Source organism: Acinetobacter sp. YH01019, from assembly GCF_013420285.1.
In the GTDB taxonomy this organism is placed as follows: Bacteria; Pseudomonadota; Gammaproteobacteria; order Pseudomonadales; family Moraxellaceae; genus Acinetobacter; species Acinetobacter gandensis.
Map to the genome: position 1 here is coordinate 1 of NZ_VOYM01000132.1, position 4,790 is coordinate 4,790.

4 protein-coding genes and 1 pseudogene are annotated in these 4,790 nt (G+C 42.3%); 3 read left to right on the forward strand and 2 right to left on the reverse strand.

Going from position 1 to position 4,790, the window contains the following annotated elements:
• Window positions 1-158 (forward strand): annotated as a pseudogene (locus tag FTT84_RS16955) (ISNCY family transposase); the annotation flags it as partial.
• A gap of 169 nt (window positions 159-327) precedes the next feature.
• On the forward strand, window positions 328-1,653 hold the full coding sequence (locus FTT84_RS16960; protein WP_180081939.1) for an ISNCY family transposase: 1,326 nt from the start codon (window positions 328-330) through the stop codon (window positions 1,651-1,653).
• A 44-nt stretch (window positions 1,654-1,697) separates the two neighbouring features.
• Here the strand turns inward: FTT84_RS16960 and FTT84_RS16965 are convergent, their stop codons facing one another.
• Window positions 1,698-1,889, reverse strand: coding sequence for a DUF3565 domain-containing protein (locus FTT84_RS16965; protein ID WP_180081936.1), 192 nt, complete (start codon window positions 1,887-1,889; stop codon window positions 1,698-1,700).
• Between the two features lie 75 nt (window positions 1,890-1,964).
• Window positions 1,965-3,401 (reverse strand): hypothetical protein, encoded by a 1,437-nt coding sequence (locus tag FTT84_RS16970; RefSeq protein WP_218949782.1) that lies wholly within the window; start codon window positions 3,399-3,401, stop codon window positions 1,965-1,967.
• A 190-nt stretch (window positions 3,402-3,591) separates the two neighbouring features.
• On the opposite strand from FTT84_RS16970, the gene gshB reads away from it, so the two are divergent.
• Window positions 3,592-4,542 (forward strand): glutathione synthase, encoded by a 951-nt coding sequence (gene gshB / locus FTT84_RS16975; protein ID WP_067761634.1) that lies wholly within the window; start codon window positions 3,592-3,594, stop codon window positions 4,540-4,542.
• Window positions 4,543-4,790 lie beyond the last annotated feature (248 nt).

The window sequence follows — 4,790 nt, forward strand, 5'->3', positions numbered from 1 at the left end:
GGTTAGGTTCAGTCCTGGCGCATATTCAACAGCAGCATGAAGAACTAGAAAAACAGAATAAACGTTCCCGGGCCAAGAAAAGTATGCCAAGTCGTAAAGCTCAGAAAGCTGTTGTTGAACAAAGAAAGTTAAATCCTGTGCTTGACTCTTGTGGTTAAAAACAGGACATTTTAAATGGTTTATCGCATAGACATTTTAATTGGTGAATAACAACAACACTTGTAAGCCCAAAGTAGAAATGTCCGGTTTCTCCAAAGTAAAAATGTCCGCTTTTAGAATATGCACTTTTGCAATTTCCTTAGCGGACGGTTTGATATGTTGGTGTCTATGTCGGATAAAGAACTTAAACGATTGTCGGTCTTGCAGGAAATCTGTGATCAACGCATAACTCAATCCCAAGCTGCTCAGCTACTTCATATTTCAGAACGTCAGATCAGACGCTTACTGCAGAAATACAAAGCTCAAGGCCCAGTTGCATTAGCCCATGCTGCACGTGGTCAAATCAGCAACTCCAGGCTTCCTGAAGAACTCAGACTCAAGTGCCTCAATATTGTTTCGGATCAACTGCATGGTTTCGGACCCACTTTAGCGCATGAAAAGCTCACTACCATTCATGGATTCGATATTTCAGTGGAAACACTACGTTCCTGGATGATTGCAGCCAATTTATGGATTCCGCGATCCAAGCGCTTGAAACGCCCGTATCAGTCTCGTTACAACCGGGATTGCTTTGGTGAACTGATTCAAATCGATGGCTCACACCATGACTGGTTTGAAGGACGAGCCCCTAAATGCTGTCTGCTGGTGTTTATCGATGATGCCACAGGAAAATTGCAGCATTTACGCTTCTGTGAATCAGAATCAGCCTTTGACTATATGATTTCAACACGTTTGTATGTTGAGCAGCATGGTAAGCCGTTGGCATTTTACAGCGATAAACATTCAGTCTTCAGGGTGAATCAAAGCAGCAAGAAAGACACCAAGATTACGCAATTTGGGCGCGTACTCAGCACCCTGAATATCGATATTATCTTCGCTAATTCACCACAGGCCAAAGGCCGTGTAGAACGAGCCAATAGAACGCTTCAGGACCGTCTGATCAAAGAAATGCGCCTGGAAGGCATCTGTTCGATTGAACAAGCGAATGCCTGGCTACCCTGCTTCATTGAGCAATTCAATCAGAAGTTTGCCAAGATGGCCTTTAATCCCAAGGATCTACACCGGACTGTCACTGAAACAGCCGAAGAATTAGATGATATTTTTACCTGGCGTGACCCCCGCAGAGTCACGAACAGCCTGACCATTACTTATGATAAATGCGTATATCTCCTGGAAAACACGGAAGAAAACCAAAGATTGATTGGCAAGTATCTTGAGTTCCTTGAATACCCGGATGGTACAGTTGCAATTGAATATCAGGGAAGAAAAATCAATTACAGCATCTTCGATAAATTAAGTCAGCTTAACCAGCGAGAGATTGTTGAGAATAAACGTTTAGGTGCTGTTCTCAATCATATTCAACAACAGCATGAAGAACTGGAACAGCAAAACAAACGTAATCGTTCTCAAAAGATGCCAAGCAGACGTGCACAGAAAACAGTAATCAAAGAACGAAATCTGAATCCTGTACTTGACTTGGAAATGTCTGTATAGGACATTTCTATTTGGTTTTAAGGTAGGACATTTCTACTTTGGAGTTACAGTTCTTCATCACACTTCTTACACTCCAATATCACGCCTAATTTTTCTTTCCGTCCTTGTTCCGTTATCACCCAAGGGCGATTTTGCCATGGTGGATCATGTCGCACATGCTGCGTATGACCACAGGCTAAAATCGCATACCAATGATTTTCATCATCCAAAGCAAAATCAACAATAGCCTGCTGCATATCAAATACCTGTCTGAACTCTGAGTATGATGAAGAGGGCACAGAACCCCTTTTATCTGTACATCACATATAAAATCATGACCTTGAACAATTTGGGCTCGAGCCATAGCAATTGCCAGATCTGATTTCATAAATGGTTGAATGCCCGGGATTACCTTTAGGTCGCGGCACGCCCTGTGGCACAAAGAAGGTCACAGAATGCGCACCATATAAGCCTGCTGGTATGGTCATGTCTTTTAATACCACATAAGCACTATCAAAATGCACATAGTCCATGCCCGTACCCGATGATCCAGAACCGCCAACAACGGGTGGGGTATGAATATTCCGCGCTTTATTGTAGGCGGCTTTCCACGCGTCAATATCTGCACGTGTGGCAGGACGGAGTAAGCCCTTCGCTACGGCATCTCGTATCCCAGCAGGGCCTGCCAATGGCGCATTCGGATCAATCACATCTTTCATAGAACGCTCTTTAGATGAGCTCAGTTGCGTATCTGCGCTGATATTGCCAATATTGGCTTGCCCGTTTTTAGCAATCACAATGGCTTGAATATCACGCTGCAAAATACGCTGCGAAAGTTGATTCATTTCTGCTGCATTATCATCTGACACATAGCTGTAGCCACATTGCGAATTTTTGTACGACGTTTCTAAAACTGGAATCGCTTTAGGTAAACCAACCACACGCTGCGCGTGATAACCGGTGGCAATGACACCGACAATTCTTGTATTGCTCTCCCATTTAACTTTCCAAATGGTTGGCTCATACGCCCCTAAAATTAAAACCACCGGACGGTTATGCTGAACTTGAATATCCATTTCAGTGGCTTGATGACCGCTGTCATCAATTTGATAACTGGTTTCCCGACCTGAATATGCACCGGTGGCAAACACATCATATTGAGTCGGCAGTTGTGTTTTAAACTTTGTGCAATCATTTTGCACAGGCGGCGTATAGTTGGATGATTGTCTTTGTTGACGATTGCTTGCCACAGAAGCCAGCAGGGCAGTGCGTAACAGTTCAGTATTATCCGGTGCTTCTTGTCGATATAGACAGTCTTTGGGGCGAAGGTTGTCTGCTAAATCAGAAAAACATTGCCAAATCTTAATCGGCTGTCCGGCGTACACTTGTGGTTGAAAATACAGATGATGTCCTGCCAATGCGGTAGGAATTTTGTCATGATTTTGCAGTTCAGCCGACAATTGCAGCCGATCAAACTGAAATACAACGCCATCTTTCTGTTCTAGGTTGGCAATGACATCGCGCTGAATCGGAGATGATTGGCGTAACAGTTGCATCACTTGTTCTGAGCTGTCGGTACTTTGAGACAAATACAACAGATTCACTTGAGAAATAAACTGTTGTTTCTGTTCCTCAACATGCGTCAAAACTTGATGGTTTTGATACTTTTCAAAGCCCACAGTCCCTGCAAAGCCTAGGCCAACCACGGCACAGCTCCCGAGTACACCGACGATAACCCCCGATTTAAATGTTCGTTGTTTGTTTGGCATTCTTTGTGATTATTTTGTTATGAGATGAAGCTTAAAATACAGCAAAGTTTTGAAAATAAAAACATTGTGATATTGAAATAAGCCTAATATCCAAGTGCTATTTAAAAGATAATCATCACGAAAAATCAGAAAACATCCGCGCCAATCTCCGCTATACTTTTCAGCAATCAAATTTATATGAGCGTTCCAGATGCGTGTACTTGTTGTGATGGATCCCATCGAAAATGTAAACCTAAAAAAAGATACTTCAATGGCGATGCTATGGGCAGCAGCGCGCCGCGGTCATGAGTTGGGCTATGCATTACAGCAAGATTTATATATTGAGCACGGCAAAGCCTTTGGTTTGATTTCACCGCTGAAAGTGTTTGAAGATTACAACCACTACTATGAATTAGGCGAAAAGAAAAAAGAATCCATTGCAGATTACGATGTTGTGTTGATGCGTAAAGACCCACCGTTTGATATGAACTTTGTCTACACCACTTATATTTTGGAACAGGCTGAACGTGAAGGCGCGTGGATTATCAATAAGCCGCAAAGCCTACGTGACTGCAATGAAAAGCTATTTGCGACCCAATTCCCTGAGCTGCAAGTGCCGACGTTAGTCACCTCACAGCAGAGCTTAATTCGTGAGTTTTTACAAGAACATGGTGATGTGATTGTAAAACCTCTAGATGGTATGGGCGGTATGGGGATTTTCCGCTTGTATCAAGACGGTGTGAATATTGGTTCAACCATTGAAATTTTGACCAATAATGGCACACAGCCGATTATGGCGCAGCGCTATATTCCAGAAATTGTTGATGGTGATAAGCGTATTTTAATGGTCAATGGTGAGCCTGTACCTTACTGCTTGGCGCGCATTCCACAAAATGGTGAAGTGCGTGGAAATTTAGCTGCAGGTGGTTTGGGTGAGGCACGTCCATTAACTGAAAATGACAAAGCCATTGCCGCAAAAGTTGGGCCTTTCTTGCGTGAAAAAGGTTTGGTTTTTGTTGGACTTGACGTGATTGGCAATTATGTGACTGAAATTAATGTGACGAGTCCAACATGTGTCCGTGAAATTGATGCGCAATTTGGCACTTCAATTGCGGATGATTTATTTGATGTACTTGAAGCCGGTCTTAAAGCTAAAGCTTAAATCAATAAAAAAGAGCCCAACATTGGGCTCTTTTTTTGCTGTATGGCAAAAAAGTGAAAAAGTTGTAAGTAAATGCAATTAAAAGCAAAAATTGTCTGATTTTTTTTCAATTCTGATAGATTATAGGACTTACGCATTGACGGATTCAAAAAAGTATTAAAATACTTTATAAAGTATCTGTGATCAGACGAATTAAACATGCTTCTACAGCAACTTGTACATTACCCATTTATATGGGCTTTCTCATG